The sequence below is a fragment of the Rheinheimera mangrovi genome (assembly GCF_003990335.1).
GTDB classification, from domain to species: domain Bacteria; phylum Pseudomonadota; class Gammaproteobacteria; order Enterobacterales; family Alteromonadaceae; genus Pararheinheimera; species Pararheinheimera mangrovi.
The window spans coordinates 1864744-1882984 of the sequence record NZ_CP034683.1; the positions used below are offsets into that span (position 1 = coordinate 1864744).

Below are 18241 nucleotides of genomic sequence, written 5' to 3' on the forward strand. Positions count from 1 at the left end.
ACTGTCGCATTGGCACTTGAGCCTGGTTTTTTAGTGATCAATTCCAATCAGCTGGAGCAGCTGCGCTCGCTTTTAGTGCAGTTTTGTCAGCGTTATCCGCTTTCGCCCTTAGAGCTGGAGCAGGTGCTGGTGCAAAGTAACGGTATAGCGCAGTGGCTGAAACTGGCCTTTGCTGCTTCACCAGATGAAGCCGATCCCTATGAGCGTGGTTTGGGGATAGCTGCTGCTATGCAGGTGCAGTTGCCGGGTCGTTTTATCTGGAGTATGTATCAGTTGGCGCTGCCAGAGCAGCAACTACCTGATTTATCGGTGTTTAGCAAAGACAGTTTACGCTGGCGTATTTTCCGTTTGCTGCCTGAGTTAGTTAGTCAAGATGAATTTGAGCTGCTGCGCCGTTTTATCAGTGAGGATAAAGACCAGCAAAAACGCTCGCAGCTGGCATTGAAATTGGCGGATTTATTTGACCAGTATCAGGTGTACCGTGCCGATTGGCTGGCCGATTGGGCCAAAGGCTTGTATCGCTTAGCGCAAATGGATGGTGAGGCCAAAGCTCTGCCGGACGATCAGCTGTGGCAGGCTAAACTCTGGCAAGCGATTTTAGCGGAGCTGCCCGCAGAGCAGCAGCAACAAAGCCGGTTTTCTTTGCATCAGGCTTTTTTACAGCAGGTAAAACGCTGGAAACAAGCGCCAAAAAATTTACCACGCCGTGTCATTATTTTTGGTATTTCGTCTTTGCCGCAGCAAATGCTGGAAGTGCTGTCAGCTCTCGCGCCTTATTGTCAGATTCTATTGGCGGTGCTGAACCCTTGTCAGTTGTATTGGGCCGATATTATTGCCGAAAAAGACAAAGTCAAAGCAGCGCAAAGACGCCAGCCGGAAAAGGCCGGTTTTTTAGCTTTTGCCAGTGCCGAGCAGTTAGCAGGTCAGGCTCAGCCTTTGCTGGCAGCCTGGGGTAAGCAGGGGCGGGATTATATTCGCTTGCTGGATCAGTTTGATGAAACTGCCGCTCATAAAGAGCTGTTTGCCCATCAGAAAGTCGATTTATTTGAAAGCCCCGACACCAGCCATTTATTAGGCCAGTTGCAGGACGATATTTTGCAGCTGCGCTCCGTCACAGAAAGCCAAAGCCAGTGGCCAGCGTTAACAGCTGAAGCGGCGCGCAGTATTAGTTTTCAAAAAGCCCATAGCCCACTACGCGAAGTGGAAATTTTGCATGATCATCTGCTGAAGCTCTTTGCCGATCACCCAGAGCTGGGTGCGAAAGATGTGATGGTGATGGTGCCGGACATCAATAGCTACGCGCCATTAATTGAGGCTGTTTTTGGCAAAGTGCCAATGGGCGATTTGCGTTATATCCCTTACAGTATTTCCGATCAACAAAGCAAAAAGCAGCAGCCGTTATTGCAGGCGTTAGAGGTGTTGTTAAGCCCGGAGCAGCAACGTTTAAATGCCAGTACAGTATTCGATATGCTGGATATCAGCGCCTTGCAGCAAAGGTTTGGCTTAAAAGCTGCCGCTTTACCCAAGATAAAACAGTGGATAGAAGGGGCTGGCATTCGCTGGGGGCTGGACCAGCAGCATCGTCAGCAACTGGGTTTGCAGCATGGTTTTGAACAAAACAGCTGGCTTTTTGGCATTCGCCGTATGCTGCTTGGCTATGTGGCAGGCAATACAGCGCCCTGGCAAGGCATAGCGCCTTATGCTGACGTCGCAGGTTTAGAAGCGGCCGAACTTGGCCCTGTGCTGGTGCTGCTGCAAAAAATTAACGAGTTATGGCAACAACTGAGTGTAAAACGCAGCCCGGCTGGTTGGCATTTGGTCTTTACTCAGCTGCTGCAGGACTTCTTTGCCCCAGACGAGCTGGAAAGCCAGCAACTGCTGCAGCAATTACAACAGCAACTGCAAACTTGGCTCGACAACACCACTGGGGCCGAACTTGAAGAAGACATAAGTTTGCAAATTGCCCGTCAGGCATTGCTCGAACCTGTGCAGGCCGGTGGATTGCAGCAGAAATTTTTCAGTGGTCGAGTCAATTTCGCTACTTTGCTGCCAATGCGTTCCATTCCTTTTGCGGTGATTTGTTTGCTTGGCATGAACGATGGCGCTTATCCACGAGCGCAGCAGCGGCAGGATTTTGATTTGATGGCGACGGATTATCGTAGTGGCGACCGTTCACGCCGCGACGATGACCGGTATTTATTACTCGAAGCTTTATTGTCGGCCCGTCAGCAGTTTTATATCAGCTGGGTAGGTTTTAGCGTGTTTGATAACAGCGCCCGCGCGCCGTCGGTGCTGGTGAGTCAGCTGCGTGATCATCTGTCTGCAGGCTGGACTATGGCCGACGGTTCTGATGTTTTAGATCAAATCACGGTCGAACATCCGTTGCAGCCTTTTAGCCGCCGTTACCGTGAAGCGGGCTCGAAGCTGGTCAGCTATCAGCAGGAATGGGCCAGCTTGCATCAAAAGGCCATGGCAACAGCGCAGGGCGAAACACTTGCAGTGCCTGAAGAGTTGCACTGGACCTTAAAACAAGCCGCCGATTTTATGCGTGAGCCGGTGCGGTTCTTTTTTAATGAACGCTTAAAAGTACGGTTGGAACTGCCGGAACTGGCCAGTATTAACGATGAAGTTTTTGCTTTAGAGCCATTGGAACGTTGGCAAATGCAACAGCAACTGGTGGCAGAGTTAAAACGTAGTGTTGAACAACAGGGCCAGTGGCAACTACAGACAGAGCAACAACTGGAGTTATTCCGCCAGCAAGGCCGCTTGGCGGTGGGCTCTGGTGCTGCCTTAATGCAGCAGGATTTAGTCGCAGGGCTGGACGAGTTGGCCGCGGGCTATCAGCAGTTTTTGTCTGCTTTTCCTGTGGCAGATGCTGGTTTTTATCCGCTGCGTTTTGTTGGTCAGCACGGCGAACTGGCTGAACATTTAACAGGGTTCAGGCGCAGCGCCGACCACTCTGCTTTGGCTTATGCCGAGCTATTGCCTGTGGCTTTAATCAAGGATCGCAGTATCAACTGGCGGCATCTTATTGCGCCTTATCTAAAACTGCTTTTATGTTGTGCCAGTGGTGTGCCATTAAGCTTTTATCTGCTGTCCAGAGTAGGGCAGTTGGTACTGCAACCCATTGATAAACAACAAGCTGAGCAGCAACTGGCACAGATTTTACAGCGGATGCAACAAGGGCTATCAGCACCGCTGGCGCTGGAATTTAATGTTGGGGTCGAACTGGTCAAACAGTTGGAAAAAGGTGCGGCTTTAGACGACAAACTGCTGTCGAAGCTGGAACGTGTGTATATGGGCGATGATTTTAACGCTGGCTCAGTGCAGCGTAGTCCTTATTTACAGCGCGCTTTTGCTCACTTTGAAGCACTTTGGCAAAACGGCCAGTTAGAAAAAAATGCCACGGCTTTATACGGGCCATTATTGGCCATCAACTATAGCGAGGTATCGGCATGAATACCGCTATCACACCAGCTATAGCCAATCTGGATTTATTGTCCTTTCCGTTAGCCGGCAGTCAGCTGATTGAAGCCAGCGCCGGTACAGGCAAAACCTTTACCATAGCGGCATTGTATTTACGTTTGGTGTTGGGCCATGGCTGCAGCAAAGCTTTATTACCGCCCGATATTCTGGTGGTGACTTTTACCGAAGCGGCAACCCAAGAGCTGACTGAACGTATAGGTCAACGTCTGGCTGATGCTGCACGTTATTTCCGTGAACAAACCGATGCTTTAAATAAAGAGCAGGCCGACCCTTTTTTACAAAGCCTGCGCAGCGAATTTACCCCGGAGCAGTGGCCGCATTGTGCTTATCAGTTAGAACTGGCGGTGCAGTATCTGGATGAAGCCGCCATTTCGACCATTCACGGCTGGTGTAACAAAGTGCTGGCCGAATTTGCGCTCTCCAGCGGCTATTTGTTTGAACAAAACCTGGTGACAGACGTCGAGCAGTTGCAGCTGGATGTGATGCGCGATTACTGGCGTAATTTTTATTACCCTTTGCCGCAAGAACATATAGCCACCGTCTGGCAACTGCTGCAAAACCCTGAGACGTTACGCAAAAAAATTCTGCCGCTTATCAGCCATCTGTCGTTATTTAGCGAACCTGCCAGACCTGCAGTGGTATTGCCTGAAGTCAAAGCAGAGCGTAAGCAAAAACTGGCAGAACTCAAAGCCCCCTGGAATAACTGGGTCAGCGAAATCCGGATTTTGCTGCATGGCGCTATAGAGCGAAAAGAGGTGGATGGCCGCAAATTGCAGGCGCGGTATCTCGATAGCTGGTTGGCCAAACTAGTGGTCTGGATAAGTGATGCCGAGATGGTCGACCCGGATTTACAAACAGGCCAAAGCCGCTTAACTCCTGAAGGTTTGGCTGAAGCCTTTAAAGGCCCTGTGCCAGCTCATCCGGCATTTGAGGCTATGGCAAAACTGGGCGACGCACTGGCGGCTTTGCCGGACCCGGAGCAGGATTTAGTGCTGCATGCTGCTTTTTGGTTTGCACGGCGTTTCCATCAGTTGCAGTTAGAGCGCTCTGAACTGGGTTTTGATGAGCTATTAAGCCGCTTGCAACAAGCGCTGCAAAAAGATGAAGGCGGCTTATTGGCAGAGCGGCTGAGACGCAAATTCCCGCTGGCATTAATAGATGAATTTCAGGACACCGATCCTGTGCAGTATCAGTTGTTTGATGCTGTGTATCAGCTGAGTGAAAACAGAAACGACTGCGGTATTTTGCTGATAGGCGACCCGAAACAGGCCATTTATGCCTTCCGTGGCGCTGATATTTATAGTTATTTAGCCGCCAAACAAGCCACAGCTGGCCGGCACTTTCAACTGCCGAAAAACTTCCGTTCTACCCATGCTATGGTCAGTGCGGTCAACCACTTATTTAGTTATGCCGAACAGCGTGCTTTAGGCGCTTTTGTGCTGGGGCGGCCGGACTTATTAAGTTTTTACCCGGTCGAAGCGCAGGGGCGTAAAGAAACTTTTGTCGCAGAGCAACAGACTGTTACAGCGCTGCAGTTTTGTATTAAAGCCTCCTCTGATGGCAAAGTCTTTAGCAAAGCGGCGTGCCTGGCGGAAATGGCACAGGCCTGCGCTGAGCAAATAGCCGTATTTTTAACTGGCAGTGCGGCAGGCTATACAGGTTTTGTGAAAGAAGATCAGTTCATTGCGCTTAAAACCAGCGATATAGCTGTGTTGGTGAATAACCAGCAGGAAGCCAATGCCATCAAAAAAGCCCTGGCCGAGCGCAATTTGGCTGCAGTGTATTTATCTGACAAAGGTGCTGTGTTTGAAAGCCCGGTGGCTTTAGATTTATTGCTCTGGTTGCGCGCCTGCGCTGAACCACAACGTGAAAGTCTGGTGCGCTCAGCGCTCTCGAGCTGGAGCTTGTCGTTAAGTTATACCGAACTTGAACAGTTGCTGCAGGACGAGCTGCTGTGGGAACAGCAGTTGGCGCGGTTTGCTACCTATCAGCAACTCTGGCAACAGCAAGGTGTGCTGGTGATGTTATGGCAACTGATGCGCGATTTTGCTGTGGCAGAGTTTTTACAGCAACAACCAGCAGGCGAGCGGTTATTAACCGATATTCTGCATTTGGCTGAATTGTTGCAGCAACGTTCCATGGAATTAGAAGGCCCGGCTGCGCTTATTCGTTATCTGGCTGAACATTTAGCTGGTCAAGGCGATTTAGCAGCTGAGCAGCAAAAACTGCGCTTAGAAAGCGACGAAGCCCTGATTAAAATTGTCACTATTCACAAGTCCAAAGGGTTGGAATACCCACTGGTATTTTTGCCTTTTATCGCTTTAGCCCGTGCTGTCGATGCCGGCAAAGGCCCTGTCAGTTACCACCAGGATGGTGAACTCAGAGTGGTACTGCAAGCCACTGAGCAGCAAACTCAGCAGGCTGAGCGCGAACGTTTGGCTGAAGATATGCGTAAGCTCTATGTGGCCTTAACCAGGGCGCGGCATTATTGCTGGGTGGGGCTGATGCCAGTCAAAGAGCAAAGCGCCATAGGTTATTTGTTATCTGATGATGCGCTGCTCTCTCCAGTAGCTTTGTCAGAGCAGTTATCACCTTTGCTTGCACAGCCTGATATTCGCTTAGCCGACAACTTAGCACAGCAGCGCACGCAAGTGCTGTTGCAGGACCAAAACGCTGAGTTATTGCCTTATGCCCAGATGACCCGTTCGGTCAAAGAGCTGTGGTGGATCGCCAGTTACAGTGCTTTGCTGGAGCAACATCAGCAGGATAGTAAAGCGGCAGAGCTGTTTCAGGAATTACAGCAGGAGCTGGCAGCAGAGCAAGTGCAGGAGCTAATAGAGCCAACAGCAGCCAAAACTGTGACTTTGGCGCAGGGATTTGTCCGTGGCAGTCAGGCTGGTACTTTTTTACATGACGCCCTGGAGTGGGGCGCAGTTCAGGGTTTTGAGCTGTTAGCGCAGCAGCCGGAGTTATGGCAACAGGGCTTAGGCCCATTAATGCAGAAATATGGCCTGGTGCAGCAATTGTCAGAGCACAGCTGGCAAATCCGTTATTGGGCTGAGCAACAAGCACCTTATCCTGAAATTGACGATTTAGCCGCCGCTATAACGCCATTACAGCAGTGGCTGAATGAGCTTATTCACACACCGCTGTGGCCGGATCAACAAACCAGCTTAAGTACACTTAAGGACGGCAGTTACCGCGCAGAACTGGAGTTTTGGTTGTCGGTCGAGCAGTGCAGCAGCGCGCAGCTGGACGCTTTAGTGCAGCAGTACCTGTGGCCGGAATGGCCGAGGCCAGCACTTCGCACCACTCAGCTACAAGGCATGTTAAAAGGTTTTATCGACTTAACTTTGGAGCAGGATGGCCGCTACTGGGTGCTGGACTATAAATCGAACTACATAGCGGATGGTCAGTACGACAGCCCTGCCTTGGTCCAACAAATGCTGGCGCATCGCTACGATGTGCAGGCAGCGTTGTATGCTGTGGCTATTCATCGTTTATTAAAAAGCCGCCTGCCAGGCTACCAGCCAGAGCAGCAGTTAGGCGGCGCTTTGTATTGGTTCTTGCGTGGTGGTGAGGCGGCAAGCAAAGGTGTGCTTGCTGTGGATATTCCGCTGGAGCTGGTGAACAAGCTGGACTCTCTGCTGCAAGGGCAATGGGTTGCGAAGGAGCTGGCGCATGTCTGATTCAGAATTATTGGAACTGCAGATGCAGGGCAAAGACTGGCGCGCTTTGGATAAAGCTCTGGTGACTTTTTTCCGTGAGCAGCAACAATTGCCAGCGGCGCTTGCGCTGTTGATTGGTCAGTGCAGCTTTGCGCTGTCGCAGGGCCATTTGTGTTTACCATTACAACGACTGCCGCAGCAGTCGGAACAAGACTGGCTGGCGCTGATGGCGCTTTATCCGGATTTGTTTCAGTTAGAGCAGGATAACAATCAGCCTTTTGTGTATGCCAACAACGCCTTGTATATGCGGCGTTATTTTAGCTATCAGCAGCAGATCGCATTGTATTTGCAGCAAAGCAGTGAGCGCAGTCAGCAGCTGCGCCAGACTATCAACCCATCTGTACTGAACCAGTTGTTGGATCCGTTGTTTCCGGCCACTGCAGCTAATGCAGTGGACTGGCAACGTTTATCCTGTGCTATAGCGGCCAGCAGCAGTTTTAGCGTTATTACCGGCGGCCCCGGCACAGGCAAAACCACTACTGTGGTGAAATTACTGCTGGTGCTGCAGCAATTACAGCAACAGCAAGGCGCTGCACCTTTGACTATTCAACTGGCGGCTCCTACAGGTAAAGCAGCAGTGCGGCTGCGCAGTTCCATCCGCAGTACGCTGGATAAACAGCCCGCATCGGCTGAGATCAAAAGCCAGGTGCCGACTGATGTATCCACTTTGCATAAATTATTGGGCGCACGAGCGCAAAGCCGGCAGTTTAAGCAAAATGAATTTGAGCCTTTAGCGCTGGATCTGCTGGTGGTTGATGAGGCCTCAATGCTGGATGTGGAGCTGATGGCAGCGTTATTGTCGGCCTTGCCAGCTCATGCCAGGTTGATTTTATTAGGCGATAAAGACCAGCTGGCTTCAGTGGAAGCCGGAGCTTTAATGGCACAACTGTGCCAATGGGCAGAGCAGGGCCATTATTGGCCGGATACTGCAGCCTGGTTAAACCAACTCTCTACTGTAGAACTGCCACCGCAATTAATCAGCCCGCAAGGCAAAGCGCTGGAACAGCAAATAGGTATGCTCAGAGTCAGCCACAGATTTGACCCCCACAGTGGGATCGCCAAATTAGCCAATGCGGTGAATGGCGGCCAAACTGCGGAAGTCGCTGCTATTTGCCAGTCTGTTTATGCCGATCTGCAGTATCTGGAAGCGACGGATTTCAGGCAGCTCAAATCCTTTGTACTGACAGGACAAGGCAAATCTGTGCTCAAGGATGCAGCGGGATTCGGGTTTTATTTAACTGGCATGGCGCAAGGTCCGGCCTTGGACGCCTCCGAGCAGCAGGTCGATCAGTGGGCGCAGCAGGTGCTGACTGACTTTTCGGCTTTCCAGTTGCTGTGTGCAGTGCGGCAGGGCCCCTTTGGTGTGGAGCAGGTGAATCTGGCGGTGGAAAAAATGTTGCTGCAGGCCGGGTTTATTCAGCACAGTACTCAGCAAAGCAGTCAGTGGTATGCGGGCCGGCCTGTGATGGTGACACAAAACGATTATGCACTTGGCCTGATGAATGGTGATGTAGGGCTTTGTTTATCCAGACCTTATCAGGGCAAATGGATCCTGGCTGTGGCTTTTGCATCAGAGGACAACAGTAAAGCTGTGCGTTGGGTCTTGCCCAGTCGTTTGCAGCAAGTTGAAACCGCTTTTGCCATTACTGTGCATAAATCGCAGGGCTCGGAGTTCCGCCATGCGGTGCTGGTATTACCGGACCAGTTCAGCCCAGTGCTGACGCGCGAACTGATTTACACCGGTATTACCAGAGCAGCTAAGTTGTTTAGCCTGGTCTGTGCCAAACCGGACTTGTTAAGTCTGGCCATAGAGCAAAAGGTGCAACGCCACGGCGCGGTCCGGCTTTAAGGCTGTTCTTGCCGGATTTGCTGCAGTAGTTGGTGCAGTTGCTCTGCAGGCCAATGGTCTTCTTTTAAAGCCTGCTCAGTTGTTGCTGCCAGTGCACTGATGCGGGTAAAACCAAAACAGGCGGATGTACCTTTAATTCGGTGTAACAGTGCTGCAGTTGCCTCAGGTTGCTGTAATTGCATCAGTTGTTCCAGTTCTTGTGCAATACTGGGTAAAGTATCGCGGAACATGCTGGTCAGCTCTTCGAGCTGTTGCTGAACCTCGGTCTGGATGGAAGAGGCGTTATTAGCAGGCAAAAATTCAGCAATAGTGCTGTAGAGCAATTCAACCTGTACAGGTTTAGTCAGCACTGCGTGACAGCCTGCTGCAAGGCAGAGTTGGCGTTGTTCTATCTGCACGTCTGCAGTCAATGCTATTACAGGCATCTGATAGCCTTGACGCCTGAGTTCACGAGACGCCGTCAGGCCATCCATCACCGGCATATGCATGTCCATTAGCAGTATATCAAAGGATTGCTGCGCGACTTTTTGCAAAGCATCAAGACCATTGACTGCGGTTTGGATCTCAAGCCCTGTTGCACTGAGTAAAGTACTGAACAATAAACGCAAGTCAGGGACATCGTCGACGATAAGCACTGAGCCAGTCCACTGTGGGATTTGCTGCTTGATCTGCAGTTGGGTGTTGGATTGAGGTTTGGGTGCTTTTAGCAAGAGCTCAGCGTGGATAGGTAAAGGAATAAGCAAAGAAAACTGACTGCCTTGCTGCGGCACGCTGTGCAAAACAAGTTGGCACCCCATTAAATCTGCCAGTTGTTTACAGATATATAAACCCAGCCCAGTGCCACCGAACTGCCTGCTGATACCGGGGTCGCCTTGCTCAAAAGCTGTGAACAGCTTTTGTTGCATCTGTTCGCTGATGCCGGGGCCTGTATCGGAAATTGTCAATTGTAACTGACCTTGCTTTATCGCTGCAGATAATCGCACTTCGCCTTGCTGAGTAAATTTAAGTGCATTGCCAACCAGATTCATCAGAATTTGTTTCAGCCGCAATGGGTCTGTATGCAAAGTGCGTGGCAGTGGGTAGCGGCAGTCCAGGCTGAAAGACAGTGATTTCGCCGTTGCGGCTGGCAGCATGCTTTGATGCAGCTCACAGAGCAATGGTTGCAACTCAAAGTGTTGTAATTCCAGTGGAAGTTTACCTTCCTCCATTTTCGCAGCGTCCAGAATATCGTTGACGATCTGCAGTAAAAACTTGCCCTGACTATCTATGGTTTGCAGCTGGCTTTGCAGTTGCGGGGCATGAGGTTGTATCAAAATTTGTTGAATGAAGCCAAGAATAACAGTCAGAGGTGTACGTAGCTCATGGCTCATATTGGCGAGAAAGCGGGTTTTAGCCAAAGCCAATTGTTGCGCTTTATCCCGCTCTATAGACAGTTCCGCAGTCCTTTCCTGCACCCTTTGCTCCAATTGCAGACTAAGAGTGGTTTTATCCGCCAGAGCAGACTGCAATGCCTGATGACCCGCATGCAAGCGTTGCTGCAACGAGGTAAAGCTGGTCAATAATTGCTCAAACTCCAGCGCGGAATTATCCAGCTGCTGCCTGGGGGTTTGAGAAGAGCCGAGCTTCATGCTTTCAATACAGCTGATCAGTTGTTGTAAAGCCAGGGTATAACCCGAAGCAAAACGCTGACTGCTGCGTGATAACAACTCAATACCAGCCAGAACGGCGAACAAGGCGATAAAGGTCAGAAGTTGGTAATACAGTGCTAAATGACTGTGATCCCAAAACAGCAGTAATTGCCAATTAGTACCCTCAACCGCGCTGCTTATTCGGATTTTATCGCCTGTTTGATTAAAATGCAGATGACTCTGACGATGAAAAGGAGAGTGGGTTAAATAGGGCTTAGACTCGGCCAGTGCAGCTGTCGCCAGATCAACCTGCAAGCCGGTTTCGTTTGGGTCCGCAAGGCCCCAGATTTTTATCTCTGCGCCGTCTGTCAACAATAACTGCAGACCTGGATCAGGCTGCGGCACCTTTAAGGCCGTTGTCAGCCTCTGCAGCGCTACGGACAGTTCCAATACTCCAGCGAACTCCTGCTGCCGATATAGCGGCATACTCAGGGCAAATAACAGATCCCGTCCAAGCTTCTGGCCCTGAAATACGTCGCTAATATAAGGCAAGCCCGTTTGCTGCGGTTTGCTGAAATAATCGCGGTGAGCAACTGAATGGCCTTGAATATCCTGTGCTATCTGTTCTTTGAAAAAAGCCGTTACTTTACCTACAGGATCTGTTCGCAACGCAGAAATAAATTCAGGCTGGCTTCGGACCAATTGCTGCAAACTTTGTTCATCACCTACCAGGAGCGCATAACCTGAGGCCAGTTTTAATTCCGCCTGATAAGACGACAGTCGTTGTTTGAGTTGATTGACTATCAGTTGTTGTTGGCTGGCGAGCTCCGAGACATGAGTGGATAAATTCAGTACGACTGTGCCATGCAGCAATACACTAATCATCAGTGCCCAGGGAATAGCAGCGAGTAAAGCAATGCGGCTGGCTAGCTGTGACTTTAATGGCTGACGACGTTTTTCGTCAGGGCCTGCAGCCTGAACTTTAAAAAGCCGGGCGCAACGTTTAAGGATGAGCAGAGTGACAGTCAATATCAATGCGCTTATCAGCACCCAATTGAACCTTTGTGTATCCTCTGATAGGTAAAGTAATAAAAATACGCAGGCAAAAAAGTAAAGCACGACGGCCGTCCGACGTTTTCTGCTGTTATTTACGGCTGGTAGAAACACCATTAACTGCAATAAAGAACAGGCCCAATAGACGGGTGAACTCAAAGGCATTAGGACGACAAGGGCGCAAGCAAGAGCGTACAGTATTCCAAGCCGTTGCATGACGACAATAAAAGCAAGATTTCCCAATAGTAAAGGGGTGCCCAGCGGAAACTCCAGAGCAAGAAAGTTTGCCAGGCAGCCGAAAAAGCTTAAACCACAAAAATAAAGCAAACTGCTAGCTCTGCCGTTATCGGTTGCCTTGTAGTGTCGCGAGAGGAGCAAGGAATAATCCCATTTGAAAAAAATGATAACTTGATAGTAGAAGATTTGACGCCGCAATACACTGCATAAGCGCAAATATTTTCTCTGCCTGACCAGCGAATTCATGATTAAGGGTGACAAGCAGGACAGAGATGCAGATAATAGGCACCTCATTGATATTGCAAGGCTACCCGCCTGATTTATGGTGTTCTCATGGATTTTTTAATTTTACTCAAGGCCTTAATACTGGGGATAGTCGAAGGTTTGACCGAGTTCCTGCCGGTTTCAAGCACAGGACATTTGATTGTTGTGGGAGATTTAATTAACTTTTACAACGAAGGCAAAGTTTTTGAAGTCGCGATCCAACTTGGTGCTATTCTGGCCGTCGTTTTTGAATACCGGAAGCGGTTTATCAGCGTAGCGACCGGCATTACTCATGATAAAAAAGCACAGAATTTTGTTCTGAATTTGTTTGTCGCCTTCCTGCCTGCAGCCATTGTTGGTTTACTATTTATTAAATACATCAAACTTTATCTGTTTAACCCCATTACAGTGGCCACTATGCTGGTGTTGGGCGGTCTGGTGATTTTGTATGCAGAGCGCCGCACTCATGCGGTGAAGATCCATGATGTAGATGAAATCAGCTGGAAAGATGCGTTAAAAGTTGGCTGTGCTCAGATTATCGCGATGATACCCGGCACATCGCGCTCTGGCGCTACTATTATCGGCGGTCTGTTTTTTGGTTTTGATCGTAAAGTTGCCGCCGAGTTTTCATTTTTCCTGGCTGTACCTACCATGTTTGCCGCCACTTTTTACGACATTTTCAAACACCGCGACGTACTGAGTTTCGAACAAATGCCGATGTTTATCGTGGGATTTGTCGCGGCTTTTGTCAGCGCTTTAATTGCAGTAAGAACCTTTGTTCGCTTTGTTTCTAACCATAGTTACGAGATTTTTGCCTGGTACCGCATTGCGTTTGGCCTGGTGATTCTGGCGTCCTGGTATTTTGGTTGGGTTAGCTGGTCTTAATACCTGCTTGCAGCTCTGTCCAGGCAGGGTAGAGCTGCAGTGCTTCGAGAATGTGTTGGTCAGTTTCTTTTAGCTGAATAGTTTTAAATTGAGCCGCTTTGTGGGCGAGCCAATGTATAACTCCCGCCAGCGACTGACAGTCTTCCAGCTCGTCGGGCAGAATAACCGCTTGCACTATGCTCTGGTCAAATCCCCACAACGTCAGCAAGTAAGCTGAAATCATTGAAAAGTGACAGCTGTCTTCGTCAGCCATAGAGGGCTGCTGCAAATGCTCTGCCATCCAGCCCAGGCAGTCAAACAAGGAGACTAAAAATGCAGAATCCTGAATGTCATTGCCAAGACCTGCTTGCTTACACAGATTACGCGCCAGACAAGCCTGATGAAAGGCCTGTTCCGTAATACGCTGATGTTGGCCTGCACTGATATGGCTTTGATAAGCCAGACTGCTTTTCAGAGCCAGTACTATAGACTTCATCAGATCCAGCCCAAGCCTGCTGATGGCTTCGGTCAAAGAGATAGTCGGGCGAGAAAACCCCAAAAAGGCGGAGTTGGCTAATTGCAACAACCTACTGCTAACGACCGGATCGTGGCAGATCAGTTCAGCGATATCTTTGAGCTGGAACTCAGCTTTGTTGAGCATCGCTTCTATTTTCTGGTACAGAGGCGGCAGGACCGGCAATACACAAAGGCGACCCAGATAGGCTCGTTCAGCCGGAGAGAAGTTCAATGCTTGCAGCCGTTCAGCGCAGGAAAAAACCTGCAACAGTTGTTCATCGGTAAAAGGTTTCGCCAGAAAAAAATGGATCAGTGCGCTGTCCTGGATCAATAGATCGGCCGAGTTGTCAGCGGTCAGTATACAGCGCAGTGCCAGAGGGCAGAGTTGCTGAACTTGTTGCAACACTTGCTCACCCTGTATGCCCGGCATCAGCCTGTCCGTCATCACCACATCAGGCGCCGGCCCTTTGGACAAACGTTCGGTTAATTGATGTGCATCCTGCATAGTTTCAACAGCCCAGTGTGGCAGCAAACGACTCAGTGTTCGTTTCAGAGCCCGTAAAATCAGCTCGTCATCATCAATCAGCAACACCAGAAAGTCTTTAGTGGGCATTGCTGAGTCCTCCTGCAAAGGGTTGTTGTTTGAGTATTGTGATAAAGTCTTTTTCAGTCAGGGGTTTACTGTAGTAATAGCCTTGGATCAGGTCGCAGTCCATGGCGTTGAGCAACTGTTGTTGTTCTTGCGTTTCTATTCCTTCGGCTGTGACCACCAGGTTCAAATCATGGGCCATCCGGATAATATTTCTGACCATGCCCTGGCTCTGTAAATCGCTGCTTAACTCAGTGATCAGGGATCTGTCCAGCTTCACCTCATCAATAGGTAGTTTGGTCAGATACGCCAGTGACGAATAACCAGTGCCAAAATCATCCATCGAGATACGCACACCTATCTGATGCAGCTGTAACAATACTTTATTACTCAATTCAATATCTTCCATCAGATAGGTTTCAGTTATTTCCAGCTCAATTTGTTCTGGCTTTATGCCATAACTTCTAAGCAGTTGTTGCAACGAGTTGCTAAAGGTCGGATCCTGTAATTGTCGGCCTGAGACGTTGATACTGAGCCAGCCTAACTCCAGACCTTGCTGATAGAAGGAGCGCAAGGCTATTAAGGATTGCTCCAGCACCCAAAGACCTATACGGATAATCTGTCCGTCCCGTTCAGCGATGGGCACAAATAAAGCAGGAGAAATACTGCCTAAGGTTGGATGATTCCAGCGCAACAGAACTTCGGCTTGCCGGATCCGACCATCAGCAAGGCTAATTTTAGGCTGGAAGTTAAGGCTGAAGCCGTTATGTTCGATGTCGTTATACAAAGCATTACTAATTTCAAACTGTTGTTTTTTACTTTCAAGAATGGCCTGTTCAAAGCGCATATAAAAATGGTGCTGATTGTTTCTGTTGGTTCTGCAGGCAAGGTTGGCGTACTTCAGCAATTTTTCTGCGATCACAGTGTCATCCGGCGCTATGGCATAGCCCAGATTAAAATTCAGCTGCATTAACCTCTCGTCATGCATCACTGGTTTATCAAACACGGATAGGCATTCGCTCATCGCCAGTTGTATCGCCATTTCATCGCGGCAATGGGTAAAAATCAGCGCGAATTTATCGCCGGACAAGTACACCAGATGCTGACCGGCTTTGAGCTGTTGCTGCAACAGGAAAGCTACTTTATTGATCAGTAAATCAGTTTTGTGATAGCCGATAGCGTCATTGATCAAACTGAAATTATCTATGTCCAGCACTGCAACTGCGATCAGACCAGATTGTGCTGCAATTTGCTGCTCCAGCACCTGACAGGCTTGTTGATGGTTTAAAAGGTTACTCAGACTGGATAAATCTGAACTGAATTGTGGCAAGGACTCCAGTCGCTCCAGTTTCAGCAGCAAGTGCTCAGCTCTGGTCAACCTGTGGCTTAATTCAACTTCATGGTGCTGATGATCGAGGCACACCAGGGTGCTTTGCTGACTCATTAAAAACTGCTGAAGTTGCTCGATGGGCAGAGCAGGCAGAAATGCAGACAAAGGGCTGTTGCTGATGTTGGCTGGATCAAGCTGCCACAATTTGGCCAAGGCGGCATTGACCCTGAGTATCTGGCCTTGTGTGTTCACCTCTATCAAGGCGTCCTGACTGCTGATCAATAACTGAGTATATAAATCAGGTTGAGTACGTCGTTGGTATTCAAGTTCGGAGCGTTGAATTTCGTCCAATAGCAGATGGTCTGTCCATGGCTTTTGCAAAAACTTATAGGCAATGCCCGAATTTAGTGTTTCCACCACCGCATTAAAGTCGGCGTAGCCACTTAAGATCAGACCCACTATCTGTGGGTAATGTTTTTTCACTGCTCTGAGCAACTCATTGCCGCACATCAAGGGCATGCGAAAATCCGTCAGTACTATGTGCACCTGATGCTGTGTCAGCAATTCCAGAGCCTGAGCTCCACTGCTGGCGACTATTACCTGATAACCCGCACGGCAAAGCAAACGTTCAAGGCTTCGCTGCACAGCAGCTTCATCATCCACGATCAGTATTTTACTGTGCATTTTCAGCTCCTGGCGGGCTTGTTAGGGGATTAACCGGGTTATGACGTCAAGTAACTCTGCATTGTCAAAAGGTTTGCTCAAGATCGCATCGGCGCCGGCCGCTTTTGCTTTGTCCAGTTCTGTTTGGCCTAAGCCTGAAATCACCAGAATTTTTATCTGGTTTATTTCCGGATGCTGGCGGATAAATTTCAGTACTTCAAAGCCATCCAGCCCCGGCATCTGTAAATCGAGGGTCATCACCGCAGGTTTATGTTGTAGCAGCAGGGCTCCTGCCTGAAATCCATCAGCTGCCATCATGACGTTGAATCCGCCAGATTGCAGCACACGAAGTATAGCGCGCCTGTAAGCAACTTCGTCATCAACCACTAAGACTGTTGTTGTGCTGGTTAAAGCCTGGGGTACAGGTATTTTTTGCTGCTGCAAAAAGCAAATAAAGTCTTCCAGCACTACTCTGTAGTTACCCCGGCCAGGTAACTTAAATCCTTTGAGTTGCCCTGAAGCTATCCAGCGGCTGACAGTGCGTTGATGCACGTCACAATAGTGAGCAATTTCCCCAGGCGTCAGAGTTTTCATCGTTATTTTTTTAGCCTCATTCTTGCAGTTTGGTTGAATTTAGCATAGGTTTAAGACAAATGCGACATTAGAGGCAAATAAGATATTTGTTGTGTCGGAGGCCCAATGATGACCACTGCAGATCCATCTAGTACTACCGCTACAACACCTATTCGTGCTGCTGTGCTTTGTGTGGATGACGAAATCAGTATCCTCAAATCGTTGCAGCGCCTGCTGATGGCAACTGGTTTTGACGTAGTGACAGCAACTGGAGGCGAACAAGGACTGCTGCTGCTGGAAAAGCAAGAGTTTGCGGTCATTATCAGCGATATGCGCATGCCGGGTATGACAGGGGCCGAATTTTTGCAATTCGCAGCACAGCGTTGTCCTGATAGTCAGCGTCTGGTACTCACAGGATATGCCGATATTGATTCAACGATAGTAGCCATTAATCAGGGGCAAATCCAACGCTACATTCAAAAGCCCTGGAGTAATGAAGCGCTTGTGGTGCAGGTTAGAGAGTCGGCAGAAAAATATCTACTGATTAAACAAAATAAAGAGTTGCAGCAAAAACTCAGTATACAAAATCACAAGCTGAAGGACATGAATCATCTGCTGGAGCAGCATGTATCTAAGCGTACAGCTCAGTTACGTAAAGTGTTAAAACAACTGGAGCTTGAACATAAGTCTTTGTTGGATTTGCTCTTTAACTTCATCAGTGTCAATCCGCATTTAAACGGACATTTTGCTCAGCATGTGGCCAGAACCTGTCATTTGTTATGTTCTCACCTGAAACTTGAACCCAAAGAACAGCAGCAAATAGTGATGGCAGGCTTATTGTCGCAGTTAGGGTTATTAGGCATGGATCCGATGCTTTACAGCAAGTCCTATCATGTGCTGGATGGCACCGAGCGTCAGCAATATTGCACTCATCCTGCCATGGCTCAGTTGATGTTATTACCTGCCAGCCATCTGGCATTGATGTCGGATGCGATTTACCACCAGTATGAACGTTACAACGGCTCTGGTAGTCCTGATCGCCTGGTGGGCACTGATATACCTCTGGGGGCACGTATTGTTGCTTTGGCCAGAGATTTTTGGTTGATGATAGAAAAGCTTGAGGGACCGCAAGACAGCGCATTTAGCAACGCAATAGTGCAATTGAAAATGCAACAGGGCAGCTCGTATGACCCGTTGTTATTGCAGATTTTGTCCAGTTTACCCGCTGAGCAGCTGTCCGGTGCAGAACTTATTGCTTCGTCTCATCAGCAGCTTGAAACCAATGAACTGGAACCCGGTATGATGCTGGAGCGTCCTTTGTACAATGAAAACCGAATTTTATTGCTGCCTCATGGTCATGTATTTACCAGTCAGAGTATTGCCAAGCTGCAGCAGATCGAAGCGAAACGTCAGAAAAAATGGACCTTGCTGGTTTCTTCTGTGAAAGTAACTGCGGAGTAA

The 18241-nt window shown here is 49.1% G+C and carries 9 protein-coding genes; 5 read left to right on the forward strand and 4 right to left on the reverse strand.

Annotation, left to right across the window (positions count from 1 at the left end; translation table 11 throughout):
• The first annotated feature begins 9 nt into the window (after positions 1 to 9).
• The 3 genes from recC to recD are packed head-to-tail and all read left to right on the forward strand — an operon-like array spanning position 10 to position 9063.
• Entirely contained in the window at positions 10 to 3459 is a 3450-nt protein-coding gene (gene recC / locus EK374_RS08495) for an exodeoxyribonuclease V subunit gamma (RefSeq protein WP_127021960.1), read from the forward strand.
• Positions 3456 to 7175, forward strand: coding sequence for an exodeoxyribonuclease V subunit beta (gene recB / locus EK374_RS08500; RefSeq protein ID WP_127021962.1), 3720 nt, complete (start codon positions 3456 to 3458; stop codon positions 7173 to 7175). Before recC ends, recB begins: the two co-directional genes overlap by 4 nt.
• Positions 7168 to 9063: an exodeoxyribonuclease V subunit alpha gene (gene recD / locus EK374_RS08505; RefSeq protein ID WP_127021964.1), complete on the forward strand. Its 1896-nt coding sequence runs from the start codon at positions 7168 to 7170 to the stop codon at positions 9061 to 9063. The genes recB and recD overlap by 8 nt, the downstream gene beginning before the upstream one ends.
• Here recD and EK374_RS08510 read toward each other — a convergent pair.
• Complete coding sequence (locus EK374_RS08510; RefSeq protein ID WP_164731845.1) at positions 9060 to 11741, reverse strand: ATP-binding protein; 2682 nt, start codon at positions 11739 to 11741, stop codon at positions 9060 to 9062. The genes recD and EK374_RS08510 overlap by 4 nt on opposite strands.
• Before the next feature lie 573 nt (positions 11742 to 12314).
• Here EK374_RS08510 and EK374_RS08515 point away from each other — a divergent pair.
• A complete protein-coding gene (locus EK374_RS08515) occupies positions 12315 to 13130 on the forward strand; it encodes an undecaprenyl-diphosphate phosphatase (RefSeq protein ID WP_127021967.1) in 816 nt (271 codons plus the stop codon).
• On the opposite strand, the gene EK374_RS08520 is transcribed toward EK374_RS08515, so the two are convergent.
• From EK374_RS08520 to EK374_RS08530, 3 genes are read right to left on the reverse strand one after another with little or no spacing between them, the layout of a single operon-like run.
• Positions 13117 to 14238 carry an HDOD domain-containing protein gene (locus EK374_RS08520; RefSeq protein WP_127021969.1) on the reverse strand — a complete coding sequence of 374 codons (1122 nt, stop codon included), beginning with the start codon at positions 14236 to 14238 and terminating at the stop codon, positions 13117 to 13119. The two genes, EK374_RS08515 and EK374_RS08520, sit on opposite strands and share 14 nt — an antisense overlap.
• The gene (locus tag EK374_RS08525; protein ID WP_127021971.1) at positions 14228 to 16228 is read right to left on the reverse strand and encodes an EAL domain-containing protein; all 2001 of its coding nucleotides are present in this window, start codon (positions 16226 to 16228) and stop codon (positions 14228 to 14230) included. Before EK374_RS08525 ends, EK374_RS08520 begins: the two co-directional genes overlap by 11 nt.
• Positions 16229 to 16249: 21 nt before the next feature.
• On the reverse strand, positions 16250 to 16801 hold the full coding sequence (locus EK374_RS08530) for a response regulator (protein WP_127021973.1): 552 nt from the start codon (positions 16799 to 16801) through the stop codon (positions 16250 to 16252).
• A 105-nt stretch (positions 16802 to 16906) separates the two neighbouring features.
• Here EK374_RS08530 and EK374_RS08535 point away from each other — a divergent pair, with 105 nt between their 5' ends.
• On the forward strand, positions 16907 to 18241 hold the full coding sequence (locus EK374_RS08535; protein ID WP_127021975.1) for an HD domain-containing phosphohydrolase: 1335 nt from the start codon (positions 16907 to 16909) through the stop codon (positions 18239 to 18241).